We start from the raw sequence: 26,690 nt of genomic DNA, 5'->3' as shown, positions 1-26,690 counted from the left end.
AAGCCACAGTGGACTCCAGCGCCGTCCATAACAACAAGGGACCCCTAGCATGCCCGTACCCGACCCGTTCCGTGAAGGCCTCGCCCGTGGCTGGACCACCTACAACGGCGCGCAACTGAGCCAGGACCTCACGCTGGAAGCGGACGTGGCGATCATCGGCAGCGGCGCCGGCGGTGGCACCACGGCGGAAATCCTCAGCGCCGCCGGTTACAAGGTATTGCTCATCGAAGAAGGTCCGCTGAAGACCAGCCACGACTTCACGCTGCGGGAGGACCAGGCCTATACCAGCCTGTACCAGGAAGGCCTCGGACGCATGAGCAAGGACGGCGCCATCACCATCCTCCAGGGACGTGCGGTGGGCGGCACGACGTTGATCAATTGGACTTCAAGCTTGCGCACCCCAACGCAAACCCTTGAGCACTGGGCGGCCGAACACAACGTCAAAGGCCACGGCCCCGCCGACATGGCCCCTTGGTTTGAACGGATGGAACAACGCCTCGGCGTGGCACCCTGGATGATTCCACCCAACGCCAACAACGACGTGATCCGCAAGGGCTGTGAACAATTGGGCTACGCCTGGCATGTCATCCCACGCAACGTGCGAGGTTGCTGGAACCTGGGATACTGCGGCATGGGCTGCCCGACCAACGCCAAGCAATCGATGCTCGTCACCACCATACCCGCCACGCTGGACAAGGGCGGCGCGCTGCTTTACCTCGCGAGGGCTGAGCGTCTGGTCATCAAAAACGATGCGGTCGTCGGCTTGAAATGCCTGGCCATGGACGAGCATTGCGTGGCACCGACCGGGCGGCGCATCACGATCAAGGCGCGGCATTATGTATTGGCCGGCGGCGGTATCAACAGCCCTGCCCTGCTGTTGCGCTCCGAGGCACCGGACCCGCACGGACGGCTGGGCCAGCGCACGTTCCTGCACCTCGTGAACATGTCGGCCGGCCAGTTCGATGAAGTGATCAACCCGTTCTACGGCGCTCCGCAGTCGATTTATTCGGATCATTTCCAATGGCAGGACGGCGTAAGCGGCAGGATGTCGTACAAGCTGGAGGTGCCGCCATTGCATCCCGCCCTTGCCGCCACGCTGCTGGGTGGCTTCGGCGGCGAAAATGCGGCGCACATGGCTCACCTGCCCCATACCCATGCCATGCTGGCGTTGCTGCGTGACGGCTTCCATCCGGATAGCCCCGGCGGCAGCGTCGAATTGCGCAGCGACGGCACGCCAGTGCTCGACTATCAGCTGTCGCCCTACGCCTGGGATGGCCTGCGCCGGGCATTTCACAGCATGGCCGAAATCCAGTTCGCCGGAGGCGCCCGGGCCGTGATGCCCCTGCACAGCGATGCCCATTATGTGAAAACCCTGGCGGAGGCCCGCGAAATGATCGACGGGCTTGATATGGTCCTGTACCGCACGCGCCTGGGCAGTGCCCATGTTATGGGCGGCTGCGCCATGGGAGAAGATCCGAAGGCTGCCGTGACAGACAGCCTCGGCCGACATCATCAATTGGGCAATCTCTCCATTCACGACGGCTCGCTGTTCCCCACCAGCATCGGCGCCAACCCGCAATTGTCGGTGTATGGATTGACGGCACAACTGGCGACATCCCTGGCCGAACGTCTGGAAAAACCTTGAAAACATGGATTATTCGCAGCGTCTATAGTGCTTTCTTCGTCAACAGCCGACTTGGCCGGCCGAGATGGCTGCGATACCATCCGACTCCCCAACGGACTCCCGCCAGGACGACGCGATGAACCGAGTGTTGTACCCAGGTACCTTCGACCCTATTACCAAGGGCCATGGCGATCTGGTCGAACGCGCCTCGCGCCTGTTCGACCATGTGATCATCGCCGTCGCCGCCAGCCCGAAGAAAAACCCGCTGTTCCCGCTGGAACAACGAGTGGAGCTGGCCCGCGAGGTCACCAAGCACCTGCCCAACGTGGAAGTGGTCGGTTTCTCGACCCTGCTCGCGCATTTTGCCAAGGAAAAGAACGCCAACGTGTTCCTTCGTGGCCTGCGAGCGGTCTCGGATTTCGAGTACGAGTTCCAATTGGCGAACATGAATCGCCAGCTGGCGCCGGACGTCGAGAGTCTTTTCCTGACGCCGTCGGAACGCTATTCCTTCATTTCTTCGACGCTGGTGCGAGAAATCGCGGCCCTGGGCGGCGATATCACCAAGTTCGTCCACCCGGCGGTGGCCGACGCGCTGACGCTGCGCTTCAAGAAATAACCCCTACGGGCGACGATCCCTAACGCGGCTCGACAGTCATGCGTGCGCAGTCCATCGCGCCCGCGTGCACTGCGCGCGTGATTGCGGCACAATTGCGTCTATTCGTTTTCAACTGCCCGGGCCCTACGCCCCGGCCGGAGTCTGCATGTCCCTTATCATCACCGACGACTGCATCAACTGCGACGTCTGCGAACCCGAGTGCCCGAACGAGGCCATTTCCCAAGGCGAAGAGATCTACGTCATCGACCCGAACCTGTGCACCCAGTGCGTCGGCCATTACGACGAACCCCAGTGCCAGCAAGTCTGCCCGGTGGATTGCATCCCGCTGGACGAGGCTCATCCGGAGACGGAAGAACAGCTGATGGCGAAATATCGCAGGATTACTGGCAAGGCTTGAGCTTCTGGACGGCCTTGCCGGCCCTATCGCGAGCAAGTGATTTATTTCTGCCACACAGCAGATCCCTGTGGAAGCGAACCTGCTCGCGACAGGGCCATCAGCCACACCACAAATGCACACAAGTGACGATTCACTCCTGCCGCTCGAACCCCTCACCGATACACCCCAGGCATCGCACGAACGTGGCCTTCGCCGGGTCCACCACCAACGCTTTGCCCGCATCGCCCACGCCGCCGCCCAGCGCGGTAAAGGGCAACGACACGACAAACGCGCCGGCGCCGATCACAGTGGCAGCGAGCAGCAGCGGTCGCGCGATCAGCAAGTCGCCGATCATGGCGTAGGCCGGTGGGTTCTGGATGGTGTAGCGCGGATCACCGCTTTCGGTGTTTGCGAATACAGGCAAACCGACACTCAGCGAGAGCGCCAGAACGACAGGTCGAATCAGACTCATGGATGCGATCCTTCGGCTAAATCAATATGACTACTGACTATAGACCGTAGGACGAATCAACTCTGGCAGCGTGGACACCAGACACTCGCTCGCTGCCCCAGGCGGATCTCCCGCAGCCCCGTGCCGCACATCTTACACGTCTGCCCGCCTCGTCCGTACACGAACAGTTCCTGCTGGAAATACCCAGGCTGGCCGTCGCCGCCAATGAAATCCCGCAGTGTGGTCCCGCCGCGCTCGATGGCATGGGCGAGGATGCGCTTGATCTCGATCGCCAGTTTCAAATAGCGCGCCCGGGAAATGCCCCCCGCTTCGCGGCGCGGGTCGATTCCGGCGGCGAACAGCGCTTCCGTCGCATAAATATTGCCCACGCCCACGACGATCGCGTTATCCATGATGAACGGCTTGACCGCCATCGAGCGGCCGCGGGAAAGCTGGAAAAGCCGTTCGCCGTCGAACAGATCGGTCAGCGGCTCAGGCCCAAGGCGGATCAGGAGTTCGTGGTTGAGCGGATCAAGACTCCAGAGCATCGCGCCGAAGCGACGAGGGTCGGTGTAGCGCAGAGCCAGGCCCGACTCCAGTTCGATATCGACATGCTCATGCCTCGCGGCGGGCATGCCGGTTTCTACCAGCCGCAAATTGCCGGACATGCCCAGATGACTGATCAACGTGCCGACTTCGGCGTTGATCAGCAAATACTTGGCCCGCCGTTCCACTTGAACGATGCGCTGCCCGGAGAGGCGCACATCGAGGTCTTCAGGAATCGGCCAGCGCAAGCGGTGATCGCGCACACCACGCGGCTGACCCGCTGCCCCTCGAGGTGTGGCGCGATTCCGCGGCGAGTGGTTTCGACTTCCGGCAGTTCTGGCATGGGGTTCTCGAATCAGGCGAAGACTGGCATTCAACGACTGGCCAGGTCGCGTATTTCCTGTTTCTGGGTCTGGAAGTCATATTCCGACAACCCGATATAGTCGAGCACCAGCGGTCCGACGCATTCCCACTCGTGATCGTCGGCCTGGTTACCCAGCACGCGGTGGGACGCGCAGATGTTTTCCGACATCTTCAGGATCGCCAGCAGGTTTTTCAGCGGGCAGTTATTGCGCGCATTTTCGTCGCTGAAGATCGCCAGGGCGTTGTGGTGATTGGCGATGGCCTGGCTGACATGGTCCGGCAGGCGCCAGGACTTGGACGTGTAGTAACCGACCACGGCATGGTTGGTATTGAACACACGGTTTTCGGTGTCCACCACCCGGCATTCGGCACTGGCGTTGGCGTAGGCCTCCTCCAGCACGCTCATGTAGGTTGGGAATTGCTTGAGCATCAGCGGCACGCCACAGTCGTGGAACAGCCCGAGGGCGTAGGCTTCGTCACCATTCTGCATACCGAGGCGCTTGGCCAGGGTCAGGCAGGTCATCGCCACGTCCTGGGCGGTGTCCCAGAAACGATTCAAGGTCACGATGGTGTCGTCGTGCAACTCTCCCTTGATCGATTGGGCATTGATCAGGTTGATAATCGAACGGCTGCCCAGCAGGTTCACCGCGCGCTGGATCGAGGTGATCTTGTTGCTCAAGCCGTAATACGGCGAATTGACGATCTTGAGCAAGGCCCCGGAGAGGCCCGGATCCTGGGAAATCAGCTTGGCGATGGTCTCCAGGTCCGGATCGGGCATGTACTGCTCCATCTGCAGATCCACCATGATTTGCGGCTGCGGCGGGACGCTGATCCCTTGCAGGGACTGTTGGATCTGTTCGGTGGAAAGCTCTTTGGACATGGGTACGCACTCTGGGCCAGGCGGGGATTCTAACCCTTAAAGATAAATCCGGCACACCGCCGGGTAGACCGGCGGAACTTTCATTCAAGCCTCGGCTTCGGATTTTGTAGGACCGACAACCAAGCCTGCTTACCGGCTTAGGTCGGCAGCTCACCCACTCAGCTTGAGGAGATTTTTCATGCCCGGCTCCCTGAATGACAAACGCGTGGCCATCCTGGTGACAAATGGTTTTGAACAGGCCGAACTGACCGGTCCGAAGCAGGCGCTGGAGCAGGCCGGGGCCAAGGTGGAAATCGTTTCGGCCAGCGAAGGCCAGGTCAAAGGGTGGAACCATGACCAGCCGGCCGACGATTTCCAGGTCGACCTGACGTTCAAGGCCGCCAATGTCGAGCAATACGATGCCGTGGTGCTGCCCGGTGGGGTACAGAACTCCGACACGATCCGTATCGACCCCGACGCCCAGAACCTGGTCAAGGGCTTCGAGGCGGCCGGCAAGCCCATCGCAGTGATTTGCCATGGCGGCTGGTTGCTGGTGTCGAGCGGGCTGGTCAAGGGCAAGACAATGACCAGCTACAAGACCCTCAAGGATGATTTGACCAATGCCGGCGCGAACTGGGTCGATCAGGAAGTGGTCAAGGATGGCAAACTGATCAGCAGCCGCCAGCCTGATGACATTCCTGCTTTCAACCGCGAGCTGATCAGCGCGCTGTCCGCCTGAAGCCGTTACATTGCGGCGAGGCGAGCGCGCTCCTTCGCCGCATGTCCAGCACAAGCCCCGCAACGGTTGCAACACGGTATACTCCCGCTCTTTTTTCCGGAGCGACGTCATGTCCCTGCCTAGCCTGCGCCTCAAAGCCAACGCCGACCGTCGCCTGCGCGCCGGCCATTTGTGGATCTACAGTAACGAAATCGACGTAGCTGCCACCCCGTTGCACGGTTTCAAGGCTGGCGACCAGGCCATCCTGGAGGCTGCGGGCGGCAAGCCGCTGGGCATCGTCGCGATGAGCCCCAACAACCTGATCTGCGCCCGATTGCTGTCCCGTGACGTGAAGCTGCCCCTGGACAAATCCCTGCTGGTGCATCGCCTCAACGTGGCGTTGTCCCTGCGCGAGCGCCTGTTCGACAAGCCGTTCTATCGCTTGGTCTATGGTGATTCCGATTTGCTGCCGGGGCTGGTGGTCGACCGTTTCGGCGACATCCTGGTGGTCCAGATCGCTTCCGCCACCATGGAAGCCCATAAAGACGACGTGATCGCCGCCCTGACCCAGGTCCTCAAGCCCAGCGGCATCCTGTTCAAGAACGACTCCGCGGCCCGTGACGCCGAAGGCCTCGAACGCTACGTCGAGACCGTGTTCGGCCTGGTACCGGAATGGGTCGCCCTGGAAGAGAACGGTGTGAAGTTCGAAGCCCCGGTGATGGAAGGCCAGAAGACCGGCTGGTTCTATGACCATCGCATGAACCGCGCGCGCCTGGCGCCGTATGCCAAGGGCAAGCGCGTGCTGGACCTGTTCAGCTACATTGGCGGCTGGGGAGTGCAAGCCGCCGCGTTCGGGGCCAGCGAAGTCTTCTGCGTCGACGCATCGGCATTCGCCCTTGACGGCGTGGAGCGCAACGCTGCCCTGAACGGCTTCGCCGAACGGCTGACCTGCATCGAAGGCGATGTATTCGAAGCCTTGAAGGAGCTCAAGGCCGGCGAGGAGCGTTTCGACGTCATCGTGGCCGACCCGCCCGCCTTCATCAAGCGCAAGAAGGATCTGAAGAACGGGGAAGGCGCCTACCGACGCCTCAACGAGCAAGCCATGCGCCTGCTCAGCAAGGACGGCATCCTAGTCAGCGCTTCGTGCTCGATGCACTTGCCCGAGGACGACCTGCAAAACATCCTGCTGACCAGCGCCCGTCACCTGGACCGCAACATCCAATTGCTCGAACGCGGCGGCCAAGGCCCAGACCATCCGGTGCATCCGGCAATCGCCGAAACGCGCTACATCAAGAGCATTACCTGCCGTCTGCTGCCCAACAGCTAAGGCCTTGTTGGGCGTAGCCGCTGCTGCGCCCAGCCTGCAACAATTAGAACGTCCCCACGCAGCCCAGGCTGCGTTTTTTTGGTCGTAAGAAAAGTTACCGCATCAGGAAGCAAATAATTGTATTAGTAGATCTTGTATGAACTATCCCACGCAATTACTGGAGCCGTCCTACCTGATATTTGCTTGCCATGCATTCGTTAGAAACTATGATTGAGCTGTCACACCGGAAGTGACAACCCATAGTAAAAAACAACACTTAACGAACAAGGAGTTTCGTCATGAAAACAATTATCCTCGAAGTCAGCAAAATCGCCAACCTGGCAGGCTTGGTGACGCCTAAAGCCCGCTAAGCAAGACGACGGGGACGCGGTTGCCGGCGCCTCGCCCCCTTCTTTCTCTTCGCCACAGCGGAAACGATGCCATGCAAATAAACCCTTGCCTGTTCATATTGGCGCGCCCACCCCATCAAGTCGTATGGAATTATGAGCAACACACCCAGTTCGAACTGGACATCTATTACGCAACCAGACTGGCGCAACTTATAAACGACCCTTCACGATTCGATCCTTCAAACCCCATCGACAGCGAATTTGCCAAAGTCGATATATTGGTCGAGGGTCGGACTAAGAATATTGACTGGAAGTGGGACGAACTCTCCAGGATCTTTCATATCGGAACAAAAAACATTCCCTGCGAGAGCGTCCCCCAGGATGTGGACGAATGGGCGACGCTTTACCTGCATCATTGCGCCGAAGTCCTCTCCTCACCCGCGCCCCCAGCCAGGACAACACCCTGTCCCGTCGGGCGAACCGTCCTTGAGCGCCCTTCAGGGGATGAACTCAAAGAGGTGTCGCTGGTACGGACGCTCGTCAGCCGAAGCACCTCCCGCTCATTCGACAATCGCGCCATTTCCATTGATCAGGTCAGCACTCTCCTTTACCTGGCCTTGGGTTACCTGAACGAACGATCATGCCCTCTCGAACGGTTCGCCGCGCGAAGAAGCAGCCCCTCGGGTGGTGGTCTTAATGCCTGCGAAGGTTATTTGTACGTGCGTAACGTCACGGGACTCGATGCGGGCCTCTATGCCTATCACCCGGACGAACATTCGGTCAGCCTGATCCGGACGCTGCCGGATGAATCCCTGGGCCAGCTGCTGTGCGGCCAGCATTTCATCAACAACCTGCCGTTCGGGCTGTTCATTACTTCGCGCTTCGACAAGCTCTGGTGGAAGTACGAACATTCGCGCGCCTATCGGATGGCTTTTGTCGAGACCGGCCATGTCTCCCAGAGCTTCCTGATGGTAGCCACCGCCATGGGCCTCGATACATGGCTGACAGGGGCCTTGGCCGACTGCCAGGTGGAGCACTTGCTCGGCCTTGAGGGAACCCCCGAACAACCGTTGTTCTTTGTCGGCTGCGGCCACGGTGACGGCCAGGTCCACTGCCGCGAGTTGATATCGTTGCTCGACGAACAGGACGCTGCGCCATGAGCGAGCAGACCTTTGTCCAGCCACCGCTTTACTCCTTGGCCGACTGGAATCGCAAAGCCGCCGTACGAGCAGGTAAGGACGACTATCGCCTGCCTGACGATCTGGAGCGGCAGTTATCGAGCCGGCACTGGTTTCCACCAGCCTTCATTCCCTATGTCGAACACCCGTTGGTCATACACGCAGGTCAATCCGTTGCCCAACGGCTGGCGGCCAATCACCTGGTGTACTTCCTCGATTACACGACGATGCTGGAACACCGGATCGTCAACCGCTCCGTGGAGGCACTGGTCCATGGCGAACTGGCCGTGCCGATTCCGACCGAAATGAAAACCGCGGCCCTGCAGCTGTATACGGACGAGGGCTACCACGCACTGTTTTCCAACGAGGTGGCTGAACAGATCGCTGCCTTGTACGGCATCCAGGATCGCCCTCCGGCCAGGCGAATCGGTCGGTTGTTGGGCGTGATCCAAAAATGCCCACCCCCGGACCGCCCCCTCGCGTGGTTCCTGTTGGGGTTTGTCTCCGAAACGATCATTGCCCGGGAGCTGCTCACCCTCACCCGGAATACCTTGGTCTGTACGGTCTACCGCATGCTCAAAACTCATCTGCAGGACGAAGCGCGCCACAGCCGATACTTCAGCGAGGTCTTCGGCTACCTCTGGCCGATTCTCGACGCAACACAACACGAGTGGGCGGCGAGGCTGCTGTTGGACATCATCGGGCTCTATTTCGAACCGGATATCCCCTGGTTGATGGGCAGCCTCGCCAGCGTGGGCTTCGAGGAGACGGCATCCCTTCAGATCGTTGCCGACATCGTGCCGCCACATGCCCATGCCGCACGGGTTCGCTCAGGTGCGGTATCGACATTCGCGGCCATGCAACGAGCCGGTTTTTTTGACAATGACCACAACCGAGCGCTCTTTTGCGAGGCGGGGTTCCTTGATGGCTGACCTATCCAGTCGTCCATCTGTGGACAAGCCAGCCATCGTCGGGCTCCTGACGATGTTGACGCTGCTTGGCGTGTTTCCGATCGATGTTGTACTGCCTTCGTTTCCGGCGCTGGCTGGGCACTTTCGCAACTCATCCTCAGACATTGCCCTGTCTGTCAGCCTGTTTGCCGTAGGCATTGCGCTCTCACAGCTATTGATTGGCCCGCTTTCCGATGCCATGGGCCGCAAGACACTGTTGTTGGTCGGCATCGCCGTCTCGGTTGTCGGCGCAGCGGGGTGCACCTTGACTGACGACTTCCGGCTGTTCCTGGTTTTCCGATTCATCCAGGCGTTGGGGTGCGGTTGCTTTGTGCTCTCCCAGGCACTGGTCCAGGACCTGTTTACCGGAACGCAACAGCAGCGGCTGCGTATCTTTCTGGTCACCTGCGGCGGCGTCTTTATTTCCATCTCGCCACTGGCCGGCACTGGCCTACAAGGTTGGATGGGGTGGCGCGGCAGTTTTCTGGTGTTCATCGTACTGGCAATCGGCGCATTTGCCGGCGCCTGTCTTTTACTTGAAGGCCCGGCCCAAAACTGCCGATCCGCGCGGATGAACTTCTTTGCGTCTTATCGCAGAGTCTGCGGTCATTTCAGCTTCATGGCCTATTGGCTGATTTCGGCACTCGCGTTTTCCTGTCATTTTTCATTCATTGTCATTTCGCCATTGATCTTCATCGACCAATTGCAGCTCTCGCAGCAGGCTTTCTCAGTGATGCTGCTGGGCTACGGGCTGGCCTATATCGGCGGCGGCGCATTCGCGACCATACTCGACAACCGAATCGACTCGCACACCCAGATCATCACCGGCCTGAGCCTGATCCTGACGGCGGGTCTATCGATGCTGGTGCTTTTCTACATCATTCGCCTGTCCATCACGACCGTTCTGCTGCCCATGGTTGTATGCACCACTGGCACAACGATTGCGCGCGCGGCCGCCCATACCCGGGCGATGAACACCTTTGCGGAGCAAGCGGGTACCTCCGCATCGGCGGGCAGCGTGCTGATCTTCATCACGGGCGGCCTGGCCAGCGCCGGCATCAGCCTCTCTCCCTTACCCTTGCCTTTCACGCTTGCGCTATGCCTGATCGCATTCAGCCTCCTTGGCATGACGCTCAACACGCTGGTCAGGCTTCGTCACCGAAGGTTATTGCCCGGCTGAACGCTGCCAGTCGTCATCCCGAGCGTGACATTGGCGACAGATCGGCGCTTTGCGTCATTTCATCCTGGCGCCAGCGGTGTAGAATCGGGGCATTCATCGCCATTCATCCCCGGCGGGTTTATGAGCTCATGCTGAGGCACGCAGCGATCCTGCAAAGTCATCGGCCACTTCCGGACACACCGCCAATCCCGAGTGTTCCAGACGTCGACAGAAGCTCACTCCCCATTGATACCTGATAAGTACCTGATTAGCCGCCCGGAGTGCTCCATGCCTGATTACCGTTCGAAAACATCCACCCATGGCCGCAACATGGCCGGCGCCCGTGCATTGTGGCGCGCCACGGGGATGAAGGATGACGACTTCAAGAAGCCGATCATCGCCATTGCCAACTCTTTCACCCAGTTCGTACCGGGTCACGTCCACCTCAAGGACCTGGGACAATTGGTTGCCCGTGAAATCGAACGTGCCGGCGGTGTTGCCAAGGAATTCAACACCATCGCCGTGGACGACGGCATCGCGATGGGCCACGACGGCATGCTTTATTCGCTGCCCAGTCGCGAGATCATCGCCGACTCGGTCGAGTACATGGTCAACGCCCACTGTGCCGACGCCATCGTCTGTATCTCCAACTGCGACAAGATCACCCCCGGCATGCTCATGGCCGCACTGCGCCTGAACATCCCGGTAATCTTCGTTTCCGGCGGCCCGATGGAAGCCGGCAAGACCAAGCTCGCCAGCCACGGCCTCGACCTGGTGGACGCGATGGTAATCGCCGCCGACTCCAGCGCTTCTGACGAGAAGGTCGCCGAGTACGAGCGCAGCGCCTGTCCGACCTGCGGTTCGTGCTCCGGCATGTTCACCGCCAACTCGATGAACTGCCTGACCGAAGCCCTGGGGCTGGCATTGCCAGGCAACGGTTCGACCCTGGCCACCCACAGCGACCGCGAGCAACTGTTCCTGCAGGCCGGCCGGACCATCGTCGAGCTGTGCAAGCGTTACTACGGCGAAAACGATGAATCGGTGCTGCCACGCAACATTGCCAACTTCAAGGCGTTCGAGAATGCCATGACGCTGGACATCGCCATGGGCGGTTCCACCAACACCATCCTGCACTTGCTCGCTGCCGCTCAGGAAGCCGAGATCGACTTCGATCTGCGCGACATCGACCGCCTGTCCCGTCACGTACCGCAGCTGTGCAAAGTAGCGCCGAACATCCAGAAGTACCATATGGAAGACGTGCACCGCGCCGGCGGCATCTTCAGCATCCTCGGCTCCCTGGCCCGAGGCGGTCTGTTGCATACCGACCTGCCAACGGTACACAGCAAGACCATGGCCGAGGCCATCGCCAAGTGGGACATCACCCAGACCACCGACGAAGCCGTGCATCACTTCTTCAAGGCCGGCCCGGCGGGCATCCCGACCCAAACTGCCTTCAGCCAATCGACTCGCTGGGAAACCCTGGATGACGACCGTGAAAACGGCTGCATCCGCAGCGTCGAGCACGCCTACTCCAAGGAAGGTGGCCTGGCTGTGTTGTACGGCAACATTGCCCTGGACGGCTGCGTGGTAAAAACCGCCGGCGTCGACGAGTCGATCCATGTATTCGAAGGCAACGCCAAGATCTTCGAAAGCCAGGACAGCGCCGTGCGCGGCATCCTTGCCGATGAAGTGAAGGCCGGCGATATCGTGATCATTCGCTACGAAGGCCCGAAAGGCGGCCCGGGCATGCAGGAAATGCTCTACCCGACGTCCTACCTGAAGTCCAAAGGCCTGGGCAAAGCCTGCGCGCTGCTGACGGACGGGCGGTTCTCTGGCGGCACCTCTGGCCTGTCCATTGGCCACGCTTCGCCGGAAGCGGCGGCTGGCGGCGCCATTGGCCTGGTGCGCGATGGCGACAAGGTATTGATCGACATTCCCAACCGCTCGATCAACCTGCTGATCAGCGACGAAGAATTGGCCGAACGCCGCGTCGAGCAGGACAAGAAAGGCTGGAAGCCGGTGGAAGTGCGTCCGCGCAAAGTCACCACCGCCCTAAAGGCCTACGCCCTCCTCGCCACCAGCGCCGACAAAGGTGCGGTGCGCAACAAGGCGATGCTTGACGGGTTGTAAGCGTCCTAGCTTCGAACAAAATGCCCCGCCAAGCGCGGGGCATTTTTTTTGGGCTTCAGTCTGACCCTTTTGGGCCAAGTGCTCCCTCGCCACAGGGTTACTTGGTGTCAGTGTGGGGGACGGGTTTACTGAATGTCCTCGGGCTTGACGATTACCCAGTTCTTGTCAGCCGTCACCGGCAATCCTTCCTTGGCCTGGGCGGCGGCGTGCTTGGCCATCATGCCGTTGATCTGGGTCATGTACTTGTCCTTGCGGTTGACCCACAGGTGGATGCCGCCCTTGGCCACGTCCACATCGTGGAACAACATGTAGCCGTCGCTGGTCGGCGTATCGCCGGCGACGAGTACGGGTTTTTTCCATTCGTCGATGTAAGTCAGGATCGCCGCATGCTTGCCGGCCATCCAGGTCGCCGGGGTCCAGAGGTAGGGGGTGTACTCCAGGCCCAGGTTGGCGTTCTCGTCGTATTTGCCGTTTGTGATCTGTTTGCGTGCGGTGGTCAGCTCGCCGGTCTTGCGGTCCTTGAGCAGCGTGGTCACGCCGATCACGTTCTGCGGCTTGAGGTTGTAGCCATACTTCGGATCGGCCGCGACCATGCGCACCAGCTCTTCGGAAGCCGCGGTCATGACGTAGACCTCGATACCGTTTTCCATCAGTTTGTTGTACAGCTCGGTCTGGCCGGTGAAGATTTTCGGCGGGTTGACGTTGTACTCAACCACCTTGTCGCCATCGTAATAGGTGGTCGGCACCGGTTTGCCTGAAGCCATCAATTCATCGACATAACCCTTCAGCTCCTTGAGCGTGAACCCAGAGAACACCTGGGCCACCCACGGGTAGCAAACCATGTCGTCCAGTTCGCACAGGCGGTAGTAATAGCTGAAGAGGCTTTCCTTGTGTTCAGCCGTATCCTTGAACGGCATCAGCTTCAGGGATGGGTCCAGGGTTTCACGGCTGATGAGGCCCTTGTTCTCCATGAACGGCAACAGCGACTCCTCCAGGTCGTAGCGGTAGCTGGTGTTGTCCATGTCAAAGACCGCGTAGTTACCCTTGTTGGCGTTGGCCGCGATCATCGCTTCCAGCGCCTTGGCCTGTTCCGCCGGCCAGTGCTTGAGATCGGTGGCGAGCGCTTGGCCGACGAGGCCCAAGCCTAGAGCGACAGCGAGCAGGTGCGGTACGAGCTTCATCGGCGTTTACTCCCAGTTTGTAAGAGTTCGACGCTAACAAATGCCTGTGGCGGATCCCGCCTGTGGGCGACCGCTTGCGTCCCGATAACGGCAGCGGCATGTCCGTGGACGCCAGCGCCTTATTCCAAAAGCGACAGTAAGCATTCTTTTTTAGTATTAATTCTTTAGATATCAGACTGTTAGGCTTTCCGGCTCACAGTCGCGGCTCGTGGCGACTGGCAAAGTCTTATCGGAGTTTTTCATGAATGTGCCGCTGATACTCAATCTGCTGGTGTTCATTGGCCTGCTGTTCGGCCTGGCGCAAACCCGCCACGGCACCTGGAGCCTGGCCAAAAAGGTCTTGCTGGCGCTGGCGCTGGGCGTGGTGTTCGGTATCGCCCTGCATACGATTTATGGGGCAGCGAATCCCGTGCTCAAAGCGTCGATCGGTTGGTTCGACCTCGTGGGCAATGGCTATGTGCAGTTGCTGCAGATGATCGTGATCCCGCTGGTCTTCGCCTCGATCCTCAGCGCCGTGGCCCGCCTGCACAATGCCGCGTCCCTGGGCAAGATCAGCTTCCTGACCATCGGTACGCTGCTGTTCACCACCGCCATCGCGGCGCTGATCGGCATCGGCCTGACCAACCTGTTCGGCCTCACCGCCGAGGGCCTGGTGGCCGGCACCCAGGAACTGGCGCGCCTGCAAGTGATCCAGGGCGACTACGCCGCAAAGGTCGCCAACCTGAACATTCCGCAGCTGCTGCTTTCGTTCATTCCACAGAATCCTTTTGCCGACCTTGCCCGGGCGAAGCCGACGTCGATCATCAGCGTGGTGATTTTCGCGGCGTTCCTCGGTGTCGCCGCGTTGCAGTTGCTCAAGGATGACGCCGAGAAAGGCCAGAAGGTGGTCGACGCCATCGACACCCTGCAAAGCTGGGTGACGCGCCTGGTGCGCCTGGTGATGAAGCTCACGCCATACGGCGTGCTGGCGCTGATGACGAAGGTGGTCGCCGGCTCGAATCTGCAGGACATCATCAAGCTCGGTAGTTTCGTAGTGGTGTCGTACCTGGGGCTGGGCTTGATGTTCGTGGTCCATGGCCTGCTGGTGTCGGCCGCCGGGATCAACCCGCTGCGTTTCTTCCGCAAGATCTGGCCGGTGTTGACGTTCGCCTTCACCAGCCGTTCCAGCGCCGCGACCATTCCGTTGAGCATCGAGGCCCAGACCAGTCGCCTCGGCATTCCCCGGGCGATCGCCAGCTTCAGCGCCTCGTTCGGCGCCACCATCGGCCAGAACGGTTGTGCCGGGCTGTATCCGGCGATGCTGGCGGTGATGGTCGCGCCCACCGTGGGCATCAACCCGCTGGATCCGGTGTGGATCGCAACGCTGGTCGCCATCGTGACCTTGAGTTCGGCGGGCGTGGCAGGAGTCGGTGGCGGCGCGACGTTCGCCGCGCTGATCGTGCTGCCGGCCATGGGTTTGCCGGTCTCGCTGGTGGCGCTGCTTATTTCGGTGGAGCCGCTGATCGACATGGGCCGCACTGCATTGAATGTCAGTGGCTCGATCACTGCGGGGGCGATTACCAGCCAGGTGATGCAGCAGACTGACAAAGCACTGCTCGATGCCGACGAGCATGGGGAGTTGGCGCAGGCTTGACGGGGGGCCTGTTAAATCGGCTATCGCGAGCAAGCTTGCTCGCGATGCTTCAGCGTTTTTCCCAGACTTCGAAACTGTAGGCCGGCTTGTCCCCTTCGGCCGGATTCGGCTGGTTCGAAACCAGCTTCCACTGGTTCGAATCAAACGCCGGGAACCAAGCATCCCCTTCCGGGCTCAGCGCCACGCGGGTCAGGTACAGCCGATCCGCCTGATCCAATGCCTGCGCATAGAGCTGGGCACCGCCGATCAGCATCAGCTCGTCCACGCCTTGTTCCAGCGCCCAGGCTTCGGCCCGTTCCACTGCGGCTTCAAGCGTGGAATAAACCTGCGCGCCTTCCAAAACCAGGCCGGGTTGGCGGCTCACCACGATATTCAAGCGACCCGGCAGCGGTCGACCGAGGGAGTCCCAGGTCTTGCGGCCCATGATGATCGGCTTGCCCAGAGTGGTGGCCTTGAAATATTTGAAATCCCCCGGCAAGTGCCAGGGCATGGTGTTGTCGATGCCGATCACACGGTTTTCACCGAGGGCTGCGATCAGGCTTAAGGGAAGAGTTTTTTTCATGGGGGCGAGAATACCAGAGGCCCGGACCGGCGCCACAGCGGTTATGCTCTTTGCTCATTCGAGCAACGGAAGCGCCCGTGACAGAACTGCAGAACCTCTGGTTGACCGAGACGATACGCCTGCGTGAAGAACACGCCGGCCCGCTCGAGGATCAGGAAGCCAATCGCCTGGCCCGCGCGGCAGGAGGCGATCTATCCACCCGCATCCGCCACCGCGCCCGCTGGCTGGCCGACCGCGACGGCCTTGCTCAAGCCCTGCGCCACTGGCTGCAGGGAGCGCGGCTGGCGCTGATGGCGTTGGCGGTGCTCGCCATCGCCAGCGGCGCCGGCCTGGGGTTCGCCGCCCTCGGCGATGGACGCGCGCCGGTCAACGTTTTCTGGGCCTTGGGCAGCCTATTGGGGCTGAACCTGCTCCTGCTCATTGGCTGGCTCCTGGGCCTGCTGTTCGCCGGGGAGCAAGGCGCCACGCTGGGACGCCTTTGGCTGTGGCTCAGCGAAAAACTGGCGCGTGATGCCAAGGCTGCCCAACTGGCGCCAGCCCTGCTGCTGTTGTTGCAACGGCACCGGCTCAATCGCTGGGCGCTCGGCGTGCTGGTCAACGGCTTGTGGCTACTGGCGATGCTCAGCGCGCTGGTCATCGTACTGATGCTGATGGCGACCCGGCGTTATGGCTTCGTCTGGGAAACCACGATTCTGGGCAGCGATACCTTTGTCGCCATGACCCAGGCCCTCGGTGCGCTGCCCGCCCTGCTGGGCTTCAGCGTGCCGACCGTCGAGATGATACGCGCCAGCGGTGACGCCGCGTTGGATATCGAGAGCGCCCGCCAGGCCTGGGCCGGGTGGTTGGTCGGCGTCTTGCTGGTCTACGGCGTGCTGCCGCGCCTGTGCCTGGCGCTGCTGTGTCTTTGGCGATGGCGTCGTGGCCGCGCCAGACTTCGCCTGGACTTGAACCTGCCCGGTTACGCGCAGTTGCGCGAGCGGTTGATGCCCAGCAGCGAGCGCCTGGGGGTCAACGATGCCGCGCCCGCACAGTTGCACAGAATCGACAGCGCCGTCGGGGCAATGGAAAGTGACGGCGCGTTGCTGGTGGCGATCGAGCTGGACGAACGTCCCTGGCCGCCCAAGCTGCCCGACTCCGTTAAAAACGCCGGCATCCTCGACAGCCGCGAGTCCCGCCACAGACTCTTGGAACAACTGTCGCGTTTCCCACCCGCGCGCCTGGCGATTGCCTGCGACCCCCGGCGTTCGCCGGACCGTGGAAGCCTAGCGTTGATTGCCGAGCTGGCCCGCAGCGCCAGCGCTACCCGTATCTGGTTATTGCAGGCGCCACCCGGCGAAGCGCTGGACGGCGAGCGCCTGGGTGATTGGCATAACGCGCTGCAACAGTTGGAGTTGCCGTTCGCCGATTGCGCCCCGATGAACTGGCTGGAGACCGGCCATGACTGAATCCATCAAGCCCCTGAAGATCGCGGTGGTCGGCCACACCAATGTCGGCAAGACCTCCTTGCTGCGCACCCTGACCCGCGACGTCGGCTTCGGCGAGGTGTCCCATCGCCCGAGCACCACCCGTCACGTCGAAGGGGCTCGCCTGTCGGTGGATGGCCAGGCGCTGCTGGAACTGTACGACACGCCGGGGCTGGAAGACGCCATCGCCCTGCTCGATTACCTGGAACGCCTGGAGCGGCCGGGCGAACGCCTGGACGGCCCGGCACGCCTGGCGCGCTTCCTCGATGGCAGTGAGGCCCGGCAACGCTTCGAGCAGGAAGCCAAGGTGCTGCGGCAGTTGCTCGCCAGCGATGCCGGACTGTATGTCATTGATGCCCGCGAGCCAGTGCTGGCCAAATATCGCGATGAGTTGGAAGTCCTCGCCAGTTGCGGCAAACCGCTGCTACCGGTGCTCAACTTCGTCAGCAGCGCCCAGCATCGCGAACCTGAGTGGCGCGAAGCCCTGGCGCGATTGGGCCTGCATGCGCTGGTGCGCTTCGACAGCGTCGCCCCGCCGGAAGACGGCGAACGACGCCTGTACGAAAGCCTTGCACTGTTGCTGGAAAACGCTCGCGAACAGCTGGAGCGACTGATCGATGATCAACAGGCCCAGCGCCAGGCTCGCCAGCAGAGCGCAAAGCGCCTGATCGCCGAACTTCTGATCGACTGTGCCGCCTGCCGACGCAGCGTCGCCAGCGATGCGGATCTGGAGCACCAGGCCATCGGCCAATTGCGCGACGCCGTCCGTCAGCGCGAGCAGCGCTGCGTTGAAGCGCTGCTCAAGCTTTACGCTTTCCGTGCCCAGGACGCGGCCGCCAGCGATTTGCCTCTGCTGGACGGTCGCTGGGGCGATGACCTGTTCAATCCCGACACCCTCAAGCAATTGGGCGTGCGAGTCGGTGGCGGGATCGCGGCCGGGGCAGCGGCGGGTGCGGGCGTGGATTTGCTGGTGGGAGGGTTGACCCTTGGCGCCGCAGCCCTGGCCGGAGCCATTGCCGGCGGTGCGCTGCAAACCGCCCGCAGCTATGGCAACCGGTTGATGGGCAAGCTCAAGGGCCAGCGCGAACTGACCGTGGACGACAGCGTGCTGCGCCTCCTGGCCTTGCGCCAACGGCAATTGCTGCAAGCGATCAATCAGCGCGGTCATGCGGCGATGGACAGTATCCGTATCGCCACGCCCCACGATAAGACATGGCGCGAAGGCAGGTTGCCCGAAGCATTGAACAAGGCCCGAGCGTATCCGCAGTGGTCGTCGCTCAACCCCAGTCCCCGCTTGAGCCAGGCCGAGCGGCAAGAGCAGATCGAGCTATTGGCCGAGCAGCTTTAGACACCGTCATTTCTGTGGTGAGGGCATTTATCCCCGTTGGGTCGCGAAGCGGCCCCCTGCTTTTTGGATGTGCGGCTGTGGTCGATATTTTTTTGGGGGCGCTTCGCACCCCAGCGGGGATAAATCCCCTCGCCACAAAAAAACGGTTCGCCGCAATTATTCCGCGGCCAACGCTTTTAGCGCCGACGCCGCTTCCGCCAGCTCCAGCTCGCTGAACACCCGTACGCCATGGCGCTTGAGCAACGCCGCCGTCACGCCCTCGCCGAGGACTTTCACACCGCTGAATGTCCCGTCATAGGTGAGCAGGTTGCCGCAGGAGGGGCTGTTGGCCTTCAGCACGGCGATCCGGATGCCGTGTTCGCGCACCAAATCCAACGCTTGATAGGCACCCGACAAAAACTGCGCGCTCACATCCTCGCCATCGGTGGTGATGACCGCCGCGTCGCCATCGAGCACTTTCACTCCTTGCCCGCCAGGAATCTCCGCCGCCGGCCGGGGCGTGGGCAAGCCGCCGGCGACCTCCGGGCACAGCGGCACGACACGACCCTCGTCGAGCCATTGCTGGAGCTGATCGAATGGCCCGCTGGCGCCACCGTCGTAACGCACGCGATGACCGAGCAGACAGCGACTGACGAGGATTTTTTCCATGCTCAGAACAACTCGTTGCCGCGGCGTCGGAACCAACCGGTCAAGGACAGGCGCTCACGCGTCGCCGGCAGCACTTCATGGGGAATGTCCCCCGAGAGAAACACCACCAGGCAGCCGCCGGTGGGCACTACATCGTGCTCGCTTTCGCCCAGGTACATGCGCAACTGACCGCCGTGTTCCGGCAGCCACGCGTCATTGAGATAGAGCACCGCCGAGACCATGCGCCGGTCATCGTCACGGAAGCGGTCGACGTGCTTGAGGTAGAACGCACCGGGCGGGTACAGGGCGAAGTGGCTCTCGAAATCCTCCAGTCCCAGGAACAGGCCCCGGTTCAAGGCCTCGCGCAGGCTGTCCATCAACCCCAGGTAACGGTCGCAGGCGTCAACCTGGCCGGGCTCGATCCACTGGATGTGATCGCCACGGATCCCTTCGCGAATTTCCGAAAACGGCCCGCGTCCAACGGCGGCCGGGGCCAGTTCACCTTCAGCGGCGCGCTGGCGGCACTCGGCCGCCAAGGCGCGCGTCAGCGCATCCGGCAGGAAGATGTTCTGCTGCGACCAGCCGCGCTCGGCCAGGTCGTCGACGATACGTAACAGCAACGGATGATCAGAAGGTATTTGCATGGCGCGCATAGTATTCCTGTGCCTGCAAAACCGACAGCGCCGCGCAGCGGGTTCGCTGCGCCAGGTGGCACCGCCGTACGAACTTGATACGAATTCTCGACAAGTTCCCGCACCCCACGGAGAATAGTCGGCTGCTGACAGGAGTCCCTATGCGCCGTTTGCTTTTCTCACTGTTGATGTTCTGCGTATTGCCCGCCTGGGCAGACAGCTACGACCAGTTGTACAAGGTCGCCGGCTGGCCGGAACAACGGGCGCATTTCAATGACGCCTTGAATGCCGCGCAGCAGCGCTATCAGAACAGCCTGCCGCCAGCGGTGTTCCAGGCGTTGGTGAACAACAGCAACCAACGGTTCGCGCCCCAGGCCATGGACCAGCGGGCCGAGGCCCAGTTGCGCAAGAACCTTGCCGACCCGGACCCGGCCCTGACCTTTTTCCAATCGCCCCTGGGCCGCAAAGTCGTCGCGGCCGAACTGCTCGCCACCCGCCGCGACCAATTGGCGAAGAACGCCAAGGGCCTGCCTAAGATGGAGGCCAGCGATAACCGCCTGCTGATCATCGGCCATCTGGCCCAGGCCCTGCCCGCCCGTGAAGCCGGTGCCGAAGTCAGCCTGGCGATCGCCGGCGTGGCGGCCGACAGCCTGAGTTCGATGATTCCAGGCTTGCTGGGCGGCGGGCAGGCTCAAGGCATGTTGAACGGCCAGCGCCAGCGCCTGATGGACCAGATCGGTGCGGACCTGAACAACACGTTGCTGTACGTCTACCGTGACCTGACCGACACCGAGCTGGAAGAATTCGCCACCTTCGCCGAGTCGGCCGAGGGGCAGGCCTATTACCAGGCGGCGCTGGCGGCGATTCGGGCGGGGTTGGCGGTGGGGCAGAACTTAGGGCAGTAGGGATTCAACATCGCTATCGCGAGCAGGCTCGCTCCCACAGGGACTGATTGCACAGATCCATTGTGGGAGCGAGCCTGCTCGCGAACGCGATAGATCGATCACCGCCGGACCCGACTCATCCGCCTGCTCAAGAACTCAAACATTTCCTGACGCATCGCCAACCTCTCATTCGCCAGGTGATGCCGCCCCTGGGGCAACATCAGAACCTGCGGCCGGTCGAATTTGCCCTGCAACACTTGCAGGTTGTGTCGCCAATCCACCGTCATGTCCGCCTGCCCCTGGACGATCAACGGCTGGCGCGGGCTGCTCGGCGCCGCCTCTATGCGCTTGATCCACTGCGCGAGCGCCCCGACCCACGCGGTGGGCAGGCGCAGCGGTTGCAGCGGGTCGGCCTGCAGGAACGGAAGGAAATCCGGGTCGGTGGAATTCTCGGTGAACCGCCGGGCAATGCCGGTCACGAACGGCTTGAGCAGGTAATAACTGAGGCGCGACCAGCCCCAGGCGCGAGGCCGGACCAGGGGCGACAACAGGATGACCTGGCCCTGGGCCGGGCTGTTTGCGCCCTGGTTGAGGACATGGTCGACCACAATTGCCCCGCCGGTGCTTTGTCCGCACAGGTGCCAGGGTTGCGGCAAGCCAAGGCTCTCCCCTTCTGCCAGCAAACCTTGCAATGTCGCCTGGTAGTCGGCGAAATCGCCGATGCTGGCGCGCTCGCCACTGGACAATCCATGGCCCGGCAAGTCGCAGCTGATCACCACGAACCGCTGCTCCAGCGCCCAGTCGATCAAGTGCCGGTAAAGGCCCATGTGGTCGTAATAGCCATGGAAAAGGAACAGGGTCGCCACGGCTTTTTCCGGCCACCAGACCTGGCCGACCAGCTCATACCCCGCAACGTCGAAACGACCCAGGCCGCTGCGCAGCGTGCGTGCAGGGAAATCCAATCCATAGAATTGCTGGTAGGCCTGCGCTTGCGCAGACAGCGGCTGCCACTGCGCCAAAGGTTGCAGGCTGGCGCGCAGATGATCAGGGTCAAAAGAAGCGGGCATTGGTATTCCAGGCAGGAGCGCATCGCGCGAAACAGGCTTTGTAAGCCTGTGATATTCATCTGTCGCGTCGGGCATGGCAAGCTACGCGGCTCCAGAGGATCGACTCCATGCGCCCGTCCCACCGCACGACCTTGCTTGCCAGCCTGCTCGCCCTCGCGTGCGCCGTCGTGCTGTGGCTCGCCTACGACTGGTTCCAGGGCCGATTCCTGAGGACGTTCAGCCAACACACGGCAGTATTTTCCGGCGACCCCCTGCGCCTGCCGCCCGACCTGGCCGGCCCCGGCGCAATCCGCCTGGTGCATTTCTGGGATCCGGCCTGCCCGTGCAACGTTGGCAATCAGCAGCACCTCTCCGAGCTGGTCGAGAAATACACCCCCCTTGGCGTGGCGTTCTACGCAGTACAAAAAACCGGCAGCCAGGGCCGCCTGCCTGCCACGCTGAATAGCCTCAAGGCACTGCCGGCGCTTCCCGGTTCGGAACAGATTCCTGCCAGCCCCGCCGTCGCGATCTGGGACCGCCACGGCAAACTTGCGTATTTCGGCCCGTACAGCGAAGGCTTGACCTGCAATTCGAGCAACAGCTTTATCGAACCGATTCTCGAAGCGTTGAGTACCGGCCGGCAAGTCGACGCAACCCACACCATGGCGGTGGGTTGTTATTGTCCGTGGGCCCAGGACACATCCAGCAAACAGTAGGGCAGAAGATATCCCTCCGAGGAACGATGCACCGGGAAGCGGTCACGTGTTAAACAGGCGATCCACAGCGAGATCGTGGGACCGCTGCCACTCGAATAAGGAATGACCATGAAACGGACCCTCGTCGCCTTCCTGTCACTGGTCGCCACCGCCGTTATCGTCGCGGGCGGCTACCTCTACAGCAAGCAGCCCACCCGCCAGGGCACGGTGCAGTTGCAAGGGCTGCAAGGCTCGGTGACGGTGCGCTACGACGAACGCGGCGTGCCGCATATCCGCGCCGAGAACGAAACCGACCTGTACCGTGCCCTCGGTTACGTCCACGCCCAGGATCGGCTGTTCCAGATGGAGATCATGCGGCGCCTCGCCCGGGGCGAGTTGGCCGAGATCCTCGGGCCCAAGCTGCTCGACACCGACAAGCTGATGCGCAGCCTGCGCATTCGCGAGCGCGCCGCCAGCTACGTCGCCGAGCAGGATCGACAGTCGCCGGCCTGGATCGCTACGCAAGCGTACCTGGACGGCATCAACGCCTATCAGCAAACCCACACGCGGCCGCTGGAGTTCGATGTGCTGGGCATTCCCAAGCGTCCCTTTACCGCTGAAGACACCGCCAGCATCGTCGGCTACATGGCCTACAGCTTCGCCGCGGCCTTTCGCACCGAACCCTTGTTGAGCTATGTGCGCGACGAATTCGGTGCCGAGTACCTGAAGATTTTCGACCTCGACTGGCAGCCCCAGGGCGTCCTGCCTCAGGATCCGGCAGGCGGCACGACACTGTCCGCCACTGACTGGAAAGGCCTCAACGCCCTCGCCCGCCTGAGTGAGCAGGCCTTGGCCGACCATGGCCTGCCGCAGTTCGAAGGCAGCAACGCCTGGGCGGTCTCGGGCAACCGCACCCACAGCGGCAAGCCTTTGCTGGCGGGCGATCCGCATATCCGCTTTTCCACGCCGTCGGTGTGGTACGAAGCCCACCTGTCGGCGCCAGGTTTCGAACTCTACGGCCAGTATCAGGTCCTCATGCCGTTCGCCTCCCTGGGCATGAACAAGGATTTCGGCTGGAGCATCACGATGTTCCAGAACGATGACCTGGACCTGATCGCCGAGAAGATCAACCCGGACAACCCCGAACAGGTCTGGTACCGCGGCCAATGGGTGGACATGACCCGCAGCGAACAGCAGATCGCCGTCAAGGGCCAGGCCCCGGTAACGCTGGTGTTGCGCCAGTCGCCCCACGGCCCGATCGTCAACGATGCCCTCGGCGCCAATGCGGGCAAGACGCCAATCGCCATGTGGTGGGGGTTCCTGGAAAGCCGCAATCCGATCCTCGAGGCGTTCTACCAGCTCAACCGCGCCGACACCTTGGTGAAGGCCCGCGGTGCGTCGGCCAATATCCATGCGCCGGGGCTGAACGTGGTCTGGGCCAATGCCAAGGGCGACATCGGCTGGTGGGCCGCGGCGCAATTGCCCAAGCGGCCGGCTGGCGTGAAACCCGGCTTCATTCTCGACGGCACCAGCGCCGAAGCGGAAAAAGACGGTTTCTACCCTTTCAGCAGCAATCCCCAGGAAGAGAACCCGGCCCGGGGCTACATCCTCTCAGCGAATTTCCAGCCGGTGGCGGCCAGCGGGATCGAGATCCCTGGCTACTACAACCTCGCCGACCGGGGTCAGCAACTCGACCGACAACTGAGCGACAAACAGGCCAAATGGGACATCCAGACCACCCAGAAACTGCAACTGGGCACCACCACCGCCTATGGCCCGCGCCTGCTTGCACCTTTGTTGCCGATCCTGCGCGAAGCGGTCAGCGACCCGCAGGAGCGCAAGTGGGTGGAACAACTGGCTGAGTGGAAGGGCGACTACCCGCTGGACTCCATCAGCGCCACGTTGTTCAACCAGTTCCTGTATGACCTGGCCAACACCGCCCTGCGGGACGAACTGGGCGACGGATTCTTCGAAACCGCGCTATCGACCCGTGTCATCGACGCCGCGCTGCCACGCCTGGCCGCCGAGAAAGACTCGCCGTGGTGGGACGACCGATCGACGCTGGGCACCGAAACCCGCGCCGACACGGTGATCAAAGCCTGGGACAAAGCCCTGGCGCACTTGAGGGCGACGCTGGGGGCCGCCCCCGCCCAATGGCGGTGGGGTCAGGCACACACCCTGACCCATGGGCATCCCTTGGGCCAGCAAAAGCCGCTGGACCGGGTCTTCAACGTTGGACCGTTCGCCGCACCCGGCACCCATGAAGTGCCAAACAATCTCTCGGCCAAGATCGGACCGGCGCCCTGGCCCGTGACCTATGGCCCTTCCACCCGGCGCATCATTGACTTCGCCGACCCGGCCCACAGCGTCACCATCAACCCTGTCGGCCAGAGCGGCGTACCATTCGACAAGCACTATGAGGACCAGGCCGACGCCTACATCGAAGGGCTGTATCACCAGGCGCACCTGGCCGAGGAAGAAGTCACCGCCAACACCCACGGCACACTGAAACTGCTGCCCGCCAGGGCCGAGCCCTGACCATGGCATCGGAATGTTTCTGACGATCGACAGGCTTGGACATCAATGATCGTCAGGACTGCAAAAGCCCAACCCGTTTATCACAATGGAGTCGATGCAATGTTCAATAACTGGTCCGAACTGCTGCCCACCATCAAGAGTGCCTTTGGCGCCCTGGGCAAAAGCAATCCGAAAATGGTCAAGGCCTACATGGCCCTGGATGAGGCTGCCGCCGAGAACAACGTGCTCGACGCCAAGACCCGTGAACTGATCTCCATCGCCGTGGCGATCACCACCCGATGTGACGGCTGCATCGGCGTACACACCGACGCCGCGATCAAGGCCGGCGCAACCCGCGAAGAAATCGCCGCCACCCTGGCAACGGCGGTCTCGCTGAATGCCGGAGCGGCTTATATCTATTCCCTGCGGGCGCTGGAGGCCCATGACGCACTGAAAAAATGAGCTTAAAGCAACGCGGCAAAATTCAACCTGAACTGTTGCGGCGTCACGCCCAACCGCCGATTGAAGACGCTGCGCATGTGTTGGGCATCGCGAAAGCCGCATTGGTAAGCGACGGTCTTGAGCGGTGCCCGAGTGCTTTCCAGCATCACGCGCGCCGCGTCTACCCGGGCCTGTTCGACGAACTCGGCTGGCGTGACCTTCGCCTCCCGGGCGAACACGCGGGAGAAATTGCGTGGGCTCATGTTCGCCGCGCTGGCGAGGTTGGCGATGCCCAGATCACCGTTGAGATTCGCCAGCACGTAAGCCTGGACCTGAGCCACGGTGGAGGTCGGCTCGGCATGGGGCGCGAGAAACGGACTGAACTGTGATTGACCGCCTGAACGCTGGGTGAACACCACCAGCCGCTTGGCGACATTCAGTGCCACCTCCGGCCCATGGTCCTGAGCCAGCAGAAACAGCGACAGGTCGATTCCCGCCGTAACGCCCGCCGAGGTATACAGCTCGCCGTCCTGCACGTACAGCCGATCGGCTTCGATCCGGGTCGAGGGGCACAGCTGCGCCAGCGCCGAAGCATCGCCCCAATGGGTGGTGACGGTCCGCCCCTGGAGCAATCCCGCCCGAGCGAGCATGAACGCGCCATTGCAGATCGAACCGAAGCGCCGGGCCCGGGCGCAGGCTTCGCGCAGCCAGGCATTGAACGCTGGGCCAACGTCCATGAACGGCAATTGCGGCCCGCCCGCGACCAGCAGCAGGTCGTACGGCCCTGACGCTTCGCTGAAATGGCGGTGGGGATTGAGGGACATGCCGTTGGAGCAAGACGTCGCGCCGCGCTCGACGCCGATCACTTCCAGCCGATAGTGATCCTGCGCGGCGAGAAAGCGATTGGCTTCGCAGAACACATCCAGGGGGCCGCTGACGTCCAGGGACTGGACGCCCGTGAACACCACGATGGCGACGGTTTTTTCCATGGTGCTCACTTACCTGTCCGGGTTGACCACAGAACCCTAGCCAATC

Annotated in this window: 24 protein-coding genes and 1 pseudogene; 16 read left to right on the top strand and 9 right to left on the bottom strand. The window is 61.9% G+C overall.

The window, feature by feature from the left end; genetic code table 11:
• Positions 1-49 precede the first annotated feature (49 nt).
• The 3 genes from J3P81_RS01465 to J3P81_RS01455 all read left to right on the top strand — a co-directional run bounded on the left by J3P81_RS01465 (position 50) and on the right by J3P81_RS01455 (position 2,637).
• Positions 50-1,645, top strand: a complete 1,596-nt coding sequence (locus J3P81_RS01465) for a GMC family oxidoreductase N-terminal domain-containing protein (RefSeq protein ID WP_434561775.1) — start codon at positions 50-52, stop codon at positions 1,643-1,645.
• 115 nt (positions 1,646-1,760) lie between these two features.
• Positions 1,761-2,240, top strand: a complete 480-nt coding sequence (gene coaD / locus J3P81_RS01460) for a pantetheine-phosphate adenylyltransferase (RefSeq protein WP_007897855.1) — start codon at positions 1,761-1,763, stop codon at positions 2,238-2,240.
• A 145-nt stretch (positions 2,241-2,385) separates the two neighbouring features.
• A complete protein-coding gene (locus J3P81_RS01455) occupies positions 2,386-2,637 on the top strand; it encodes a YfhL family 4Fe-4S dicluster ferredoxin (protein ID WP_009683359.1) in 252 nt (83 codons plus the stop codon).
• A 130-nt stretch (positions 2,638-2,767) separates the two neighbouring features.
• Here the strand turns inward: J3P81_RS01455 and J3P81_RS01450 are convergent, their stop codons facing one another.
• The 3 genes and pseudogenes from J3P81_RS01450 to J3P81_RS01440 form a co-directional block, all read right to left on the bottom strand.
• Positions 2,768-3,088, bottom strand: a complete 321-nt coding sequence (locus J3P81_RS01450) for a multidrug transporter (protein WP_420765054.1) — start codon at positions 3,086-3,088, stop codon at positions 2,768-2,770.
• A 56-nt stretch (positions 3,089-3,144) separates the two neighbouring features.
• A pseudogene (gene mutM, locus J3P81_RS01445) lies at positions 3,145-3,956 on the bottom strand (bifunctional DNA-formamidopyrimidine glycosylase/DNA-(apurinic or apyrimidinic site) lyase).
• A gap of 30 nt (positions 3,957-3,986) precedes the next feature.
• Positions 3,987-4,856, bottom strand: coding sequence for an HDOD domain-containing protein (locus J3P81_RS01440; protein ID WP_420765056.1), 870 nt, complete (start codon positions 4,854-4,856; stop codon positions 3,987-3,989).
• A 178-nt stretch (positions 4,857-5,034) separates the two neighbouring features.
• Between J3P81_RS01440 and J3P81_RS01435 the strand changes: the two genes are divergently transcribed.
• From J3P81_RS01435 to ilvD, 6 genes are all read left to right on the top strand, one after another.
• The gene (locus J3P81_RS01435) at positions 5,035-5,574 is read left to right on the top strand and encodes a type 1 glutamine amidotransferase domain-containing protein (RefSeq protein ID WP_434561773.1); all 540 of its coding nucleotides are present in this window, start codon (positions 5,035-5,037) and stop codon (positions 5,572-5,574) included.
• Positions 5,575-5,683: 109 nt separating this feature from the next.
• Positions 5,684-6,880, top strand: coding sequence for a class I SAM-dependent rRNA methyltransferase (locus tag J3P81_RS01430; protein ID WP_434561771.1), 1,197 nt, complete (start codon positions 5,684-5,686; stop codon positions 6,878-6,880).
• A gap of 421 nt (positions 6,881-7,301) precedes the next feature.
• Positions 7,302-8,369, top strand: a complete 1,068-nt coding sequence (locus tag J3P81_RS01425) for a SagB family peptide dehydrogenase (protein ID WP_434561769.1) — start codon at positions 7,302-7,304, stop codon at positions 8,367-8,369.
• Entirely contained in the window at positions 8,366-9,319 is a 954-nt protein-coding gene (locus J3P81_RS01420) for a diiron oxygenase (protein ID WP_434561767.1), read from the top strand. Before J3P81_RS01425 ends, J3P81_RS01420 begins: the two co-directional genes overlap by 4 nt.
• Positions 9,312-10,517: an MFS transporter gene (locus tag J3P81_RS01415; RefSeq protein WP_434561765.1), complete on the top strand. Its 1,206-nt coding sequence runs from the start codon at positions 9,312-9,314 to the stop codon at positions 10,515-10,517. Before J3P81_RS01420 ends, J3P81_RS01415 begins: the two co-directional genes overlap by 8 nt.
• Before the next feature lie 267 nt (positions 10,518-10,784).
• Entirely contained in the window at positions 10,785-12,626 is a 1,842-nt protein-coding gene (ilvD, locus tag J3P81_RS01410) for a dihydroxy-acid dehydratase (protein ID WP_420765062.1), read from the top strand.
• Between the two features lie 125 nt (positions 12,627-12,751).
• Here the strand turns inward: ilvD and J3P81_RS01405 are convergent, their stop codons facing one another.
• Complete coding sequence (locus tag J3P81_RS01405; RefSeq protein WP_434561763.1) at positions 12,752-13,807, bottom strand: haloacid dehalogenase-like hydrolase; 1,056 nt, start codon at positions 13,805-13,807, stop codon at positions 12,752-12,754.
• Between the two features lie 241 nt (positions 13,808-14,048).
• Between J3P81_RS01405 and J3P81_RS01400 the strand changes: the two genes are divergently transcribed.
• Positions 14,049-15,440: an L-cystine transporter gene (locus J3P81_RS01400; RefSeq protein ID WP_434561761.1), complete on the top strand. Its 1,392-nt coding sequence runs from the start codon at positions 14,049-14,051 to the stop codon at positions 15,438-15,440.
• Between the two features lie 49 nt (positions 15,441-15,489).
• On the opposite strand, the gene J3P81_RS01395 is transcribed toward J3P81_RS01400, so the two are convergent.
• Complete coding sequence (locus tag J3P81_RS01395; RefSeq protein WP_434561759.1) at positions 15,490-16,002, bottom strand: dihydrofolate reductase; 513 nt, start codon at positions 16,000-16,002, stop codon at positions 15,490-15,492.
• A gap of 77 nt (positions 16,003-16,079) precedes the next feature.
• On the opposite strand from J3P81_RS01395, the gene J3P81_RS01390 reads away from it, so the two are divergent.
• On the top strand, positions 16,080-17,447 hold the full coding sequence (locus J3P81_RS01390) for a DUF2868 domain-containing protein (protein WP_434561757.1): 1,368 nt from the start codon (positions 16,080-16,082) through the stop codon (positions 17,445-17,447).
• Positions 17,440-18,813 (top strand): GTPase/DUF3482 domain-containing protein, encoded by a 1,374-nt coding sequence (locus tag J3P81_RS01385; protein ID WP_434561755.1) that lies wholly within the window; start codon positions 17,440-17,442, stop codon positions 18,811-18,813. The genes J3P81_RS01390 and J3P81_RS01385 overlap by 8 nt, the downstream gene beginning before the upstream one ends.
• Positions 18,814-18,969: 156 nt before the next feature.
• Here the strand turns inward: J3P81_RS01385 and J3P81_RS01380 are convergent, their stop codons facing one another.
• A complete protein-coding gene (locus J3P81_RS01380; protein ID WP_434561753.1) occupies positions 18,970-19,461 on the bottom strand; it encodes a DUF523 domain-containing protein in 492 nt (163 codons plus the stop codon).
• Positions 19,462-19,463: 2 nt separating this feature from the next.
• Entirely contained in the window at positions 19,464-20,093 is a 630-nt protein-coding gene (locus J3P81_RS01375) for a 2OG-Fe(II) oxygenase (RefSeq protein WP_420765069.1), read from the bottom strand.
• Positions 20,094-20,233: 140 nt separating this feature from the next.
• Here J3P81_RS01375 and J3P81_RS01370 point away from each other — a divergent pair, with 140 nt between their 5' ends.
• A complete protein-coding gene (locus J3P81_RS01370) occupies positions 20,234-20,977 on the top strand; it encodes a DUF2059 domain-containing protein (protein WP_434561751.1) in 744 nt (247 codons plus the stop codon).
• 98 nt (positions 20,978-21,075) lie between these two features.
• Here J3P81_RS01370 and J3P81_RS01365 read toward each other — a convergent pair whose 3' ends face one another.
• Entirely contained in the window at positions 21,076-22,023 is a 948-nt protein-coding gene (locus J3P81_RS01365; protein WP_434561749.1) for an alpha/beta hydrolase, read from the bottom strand.
• A gap of 107 nt (positions 22,024-22,130) precedes the next feature.
• Between J3P81_RS01365 and J3P81_RS01360 the strand changes: the two genes are divergently transcribed.
• The 3 genes from J3P81_RS01360 to J3P81_RS01350 all read left to right on the top strand — a co-directional run bounded on the left by J3P81_RS01360 (position 22,131) and on the right by J3P81_RS01350 (position 25,676).
• Positions 22,131-22,718 (top strand): DUF6436 domain-containing protein, encoded by a 588-nt coding sequence (locus J3P81_RS01360; protein ID WP_434561747.1) that lies wholly within the window; start codon positions 22,131-22,133, stop codon positions 22,716-22,718.
• Between the two features lie 108 nt (positions 22,719-22,826).
• Positions 22,827-25,235: a penicillin acylase family protein gene (locus J3P81_RS01355; RefSeq protein ID WP_434561745.1), complete on the top strand. Its 2,409-nt coding sequence runs from the start codon at positions 22,827-22,829 to the stop codon at positions 25,233-25,235.
• A gap of 99 nt (positions 25,236-25,334) precedes the next feature.
• Positions 25,335-25,676, top strand: coding sequence for a carboxymuconolactone decarboxylase family protein (locus tag J3P81_RS01350; protein ID WP_014340738.1), 342 nt, complete (start codon positions 25,335-25,337; stop codon positions 25,674-25,676).
• Between the two features lie 2 nt (positions 25,677-25,678).
• Here the strand turns inward: J3P81_RS01350 and J3P81_RS01345 are convergent, their stop codons facing one another.
• Positions 25,679-26,644, bottom strand: coding sequence for a GlxA family transcriptional regulator (locus J3P81_RS01345; RefSeq protein WP_434564069.1), 966 nt, complete (start codon positions 26,642-26,644; stop codon positions 25,679-25,681).
• Positions 26,645-26,690 lie beyond the last annotated feature (46 nt).

The organism is Pseudomonas sp. R1-6, from assembly GCF_051132115.1.
Lineage (GTDB): Bacteria > Pseudomonadota > Gammaproteobacteria > Pseudomonadales > Pseudomonadaceae > Aquipseudomonas.
The sequence above is the reverse complement of the archived record's forward strand: the minus strand, read 5'-3'. Positions and strand labels throughout refer to the sequence as shown.

What these genes read in the sequence shown, in the direction of transcription:
- J3P81_RS01465 (WP_434561775.1), top strand. Translation starts at nt 50, where the DNA reads ATGCCCGTACCCGACCCGTTCCGTGAAGGCCTCGCCCGTGGCTGGACC.
- coaD (WP_007897855.1), top strand. Translation starts at nt 1,761, where the DNA reads ATGAACCGAGTGTTGTACCCAGGTACCTTCGACCCTATTACCAAGGGC.
- J3P81_RS01455 (WP_009683359.1), top strand. Translation starts at nt 2,386, where the DNA reads ATGTCCCTTATCATCACCGACGACTGCATCAACTGCGACGTCTGCGAA.
- J3P81_RS01450 (WP_420765054.1), bottom strand. Translation starts at nt 3,088, where the DNA reads ATGAGTCTGATTCGACCTGTCGTTCTGGCGCTCTCGCTGAGTGTCGGT.
- J3P81_RS01440 (WP_420765056.1), bottom strand. Translation starts at nt 4,856, where the DNA reads ATGTCCAAAGAGCTTTCCACCGAACAGATCCAACAGTCCCTGCAAGGG.
- J3P81_RS01435 (WP_434561773.1), top strand. Translation starts at nt 5,035, where the DNA reads ATGCCCGGCTCCCTGAATGACAAACGCGTGGCCATCCTGGTGACAAAT.
- J3P81_RS01430 (WP_434561771.1), top strand. Translation starts at nt 5,684, where the DNA reads ATGTCCCTGCCTAGCCTGCGCCTCAAAGCCAACGCCGACCGTCGCCTG.
- J3P81_RS01425 (WP_434561769.1), top strand. Translation starts at nt 7,302, where the DNA reads ATGCAAATAAACCCTTGCCTGTTCATATTGGCGCGCCCACCCCATCAA.
- J3P81_RS01420 (WP_434561767.1), top strand. Translation starts at nt 8,366, where the DNA reads ATGAGCGAGCAGACCTTTGTCCAGCCACCGCTTTACTCCTTGGCCGAC.
- J3P81_RS01415 (WP_434561765.1), top strand. Translation starts at nt 9,312, where the DNA reads ATGGCTGACCTATCCAGTCGTCCATCTGTGGACAAGCCAGCCATCGTC.
- ilvD (WP_420765062.1), top strand. Translation starts at nt 10,785, where the DNA reads ATGCCTGATTACCGTTCGAAAACATCCACCCATGGCCGCAACATGGCC.
- J3P81_RS01405 (WP_434561763.1), bottom strand. Translation starts at nt 13,807, where the DNA reads ATGAAGCTCGTACCGCACCTGCTCGCTGTCGCTCTAGGCTTGGGCCTC.
- J3P81_RS01400 (WP_434561761.1), top strand. Translation starts at nt 14,049, where the DNA reads ATGAATGTGCCGCTGATACTCAATCTGCTGGTGTTCATTGGCCTGCTG.
- J3P81_RS01395 (WP_434561759.1), bottom strand. Translation starts at nt 16,002, where the DNA reads ATGAAAAAAACTCTTCCCTTAAGCCTGATCGCAGCCCTCGGTGAAAAC.
- J3P81_RS01385 (WP_434561755.1), top strand. Translation starts at nt 17,440, where the DNA reads ATGACTGAATCCATCAAGCCCCTGAAGATCGCGGTGGTCGGCCACACC.
- J3P81_RS01380 (WP_434561753.1), bottom strand. Translation starts at nt 19,461, where the DNA reads ATGGAAAAAATCCTCGTCAGTCGCTGTCTGCTCGGTCATCGCGTGCGT.
- J3P81_RS01375 (WP_420765069.1), bottom strand. Translation starts at nt 20,093, where the DNA reads ATGCGCGCCATGCAAATACCTTCTGATCATCCGTTGCTGTTACGTATC.
- J3P81_RS01370 (WP_434561751.1), top strand. Translation starts at nt 20,234, where the DNA reads ATGCGCCGTTTGCTTTTCTCACTGTTGATGTTCTGCGTATTGCCCGCC.
- J3P81_RS01365 (WP_434561749.1), bottom strand. Translation starts at nt 22,023, where the DNA reads ATGCCCGCTTCTTTTGACCCTGATCATCTGCGCGCCAGCCTGCAACCT.
- J3P81_RS01360 (WP_434561747.1), top strand. Translation starts at nt 22,131, where the DNA reads ATGCGCCCGTCCCACCGCACGACCTTGCTTGCCAGCCTGCTCGCCCTC.
- J3P81_RS01355 (WP_434561745.1), top strand. Translation starts at nt 22,827, where the DNA reads ATGAAACGGACCCTCGTCGCCTTCCTGTCACTGGTCGCCACCGCCGTT.
- J3P81_RS01350 (WP_014340738.1), top strand. Translation starts at nt 25,335, where the DNA reads ATGTTCAATAACTGGTCCGAACTGCTGCCCACCATCAAGAGTGCCTTT.
- J3P81_RS01345 (WP_434564069.1), bottom strand. Translation starts at nt 26,644, where the DNA reads ATGGAAAAAACCGTCGCCATCGTGGTGTTCACGGGCGTCCAGTCCCTG.